The sequence below is a fragment of the Limosilactobacillus vaginalis DSM 5837 = ATCC 49540 genome (assembly GCF_000159435.1).
In the GTDB taxonomy this organism is placed as follows: domain Bacteria; phylum Bacillota; class Bacilli; order Lactobacillales; family Lactobacillaceae; genus Limosilactobacillus; species Limosilactobacillus vaginalis.
Genome location: NZ_GG693423.1, coordinates 1 through 1,533, shown reverse-complemented (window position 1 = coordinate 1,533; position 1,533 = coordinate 1). Strand labels below are relative to the sequence as shown.

The following is a 1,533-nucleotide window of genomic DNA, read 5'->3' as shown; positions in this document are numbered from 1 at the left end:
AAAACCAAGGATTCCTGCTGGATCAGCAGTATCAGTATCACTATTAAAGAAGCGGAACTTCCAATTATTCTTAAGAAGCCACTGACGACGAATAGCAACGGACTGGTAGTTCCGGATAATCATTAGTAATGTCGTCTGCAACTGTCGAATAACATGTAATGGCATTCCAACACTTGCTCGCAATTGTTGTTCGTACTGATCCACATTTGTCGTATTGTCATAAACATTTGCAATTGATGTTAGTCCTAATTCAATGTTCTTAACGTAAAGTGTCCCAGTCGAAGTTACATAAAAATTAACCGAGAAAACACCGGTATACTGAAGTGAATCAGCAACACTCTTAATAATCCGGTGCATTTCTTGTAGCATGTCATCCGCAACCTCAGCAGGTGAAGCCACTGAAATTAATTGCCGGTCCTCATTATATTCCAATTGTGCTAAGGGGAAAATTTCAACTTCGCCATTAGCACAAGCAGCAGTTAAGGTATATTCTGCCGTGTGGTCAATCCACGATTCCAGTAGATAGGTTCCTGTATCAATAAAGTCTGCAGCCCTGGTAATGTCAGATTGACGTTTAATCATCATTGATTGTTCACCGATCCCCCGTTGAATTGGCTTCAGAAGGGCCGGATAACCGATTGAGTCAATTGATTGGTAAACATCATCTAAACCAATAACAGTAACATAGGGAGCAATATTAATATTGATTTGATCCAAAAATGCCCGTTCCATTAACCGGTCTTGAACAATTTCCAAACCGTTAATGCCTTGTGGAATTGCTGCATATTGGCCAAGAAAACGGATCACAGTAGAATCAATGTTAGGTGTTTGATAAATGATAGCATCACAAGCCTCACCGAATTCGGTAAGTTTTTGTTTGTCATTATAAGCACCATCAATTGTAAAATCTGCCATCTTAGTAATGTCCGGTTGAGAACGATCAACGTAAACACCAACATTAAAACCAGCTTTTTTAGCAGCTGCAATCATCGCTACCCCGTTACGGTTAATTCCAATAATTCCTAAAGTACTGCCGGGAAAAATTGTATTACTCATTTAATTCTCCTCTCTGCACTATCATTAATCTTCCATAAAGGTTACCTTACCATCCGCTAATGATTTAATCCTTGCTAGTGATTCAACTCGAATACCACGATCTTTTAATTCTTGAGCTCCAGGCTGGAAACTCTTCTCAATCACAATCCCAGCACCAGCAACATCAACGCCAGCTTGATCAGCAATCTCTAGCATTCCTTCAACTGCCTGTCCGTTAGCTAAGAAATCGTCAATCATTAAGATCTTATCATTAGCATCGACATATTTTTTAGAAATAGAAATTCGATTGGTTGTCTTTTTTGTGTATGAATAAACATCAGCAGTATACATATTCTGGTTCAGGGTCAAACTTTTGTGCTTTCGTGCAAAAATTACCGGAACCTTAAGTGCCAAACCAGTCATCACCGCAGGAGCAATTCCTGATGATTCAACTGTCCAAACCTTGGTAACTCCCTCATTAGCAAATAGCTTTGCAAA

At 39.3% G+C, this 1,533-nt stretch carries 2 protein-coding genes; both read right to left on the bottom strand.

Annotated elements, in window-relative coordinates:
• Positions 1–1,056 (bottom strand): ATP-grasp domain-containing protein (locus tag HMPREF0549_RS08810; RefSeq protein ID WP_003717948.1); only part of this gene is annotated, 1,056 nt, incomplete at its 3' end.
• Between the two features lie 24 nt (positions 1,057–1,080).
• Positions 1,081–1,533 (bottom strand): xanthine phosphoribosyltransferase (locus HMPREF0549_RS08805; RefSeq protein WP_003717947.1); only part of this gene is annotated, 453 nt, incomplete at its 5' end.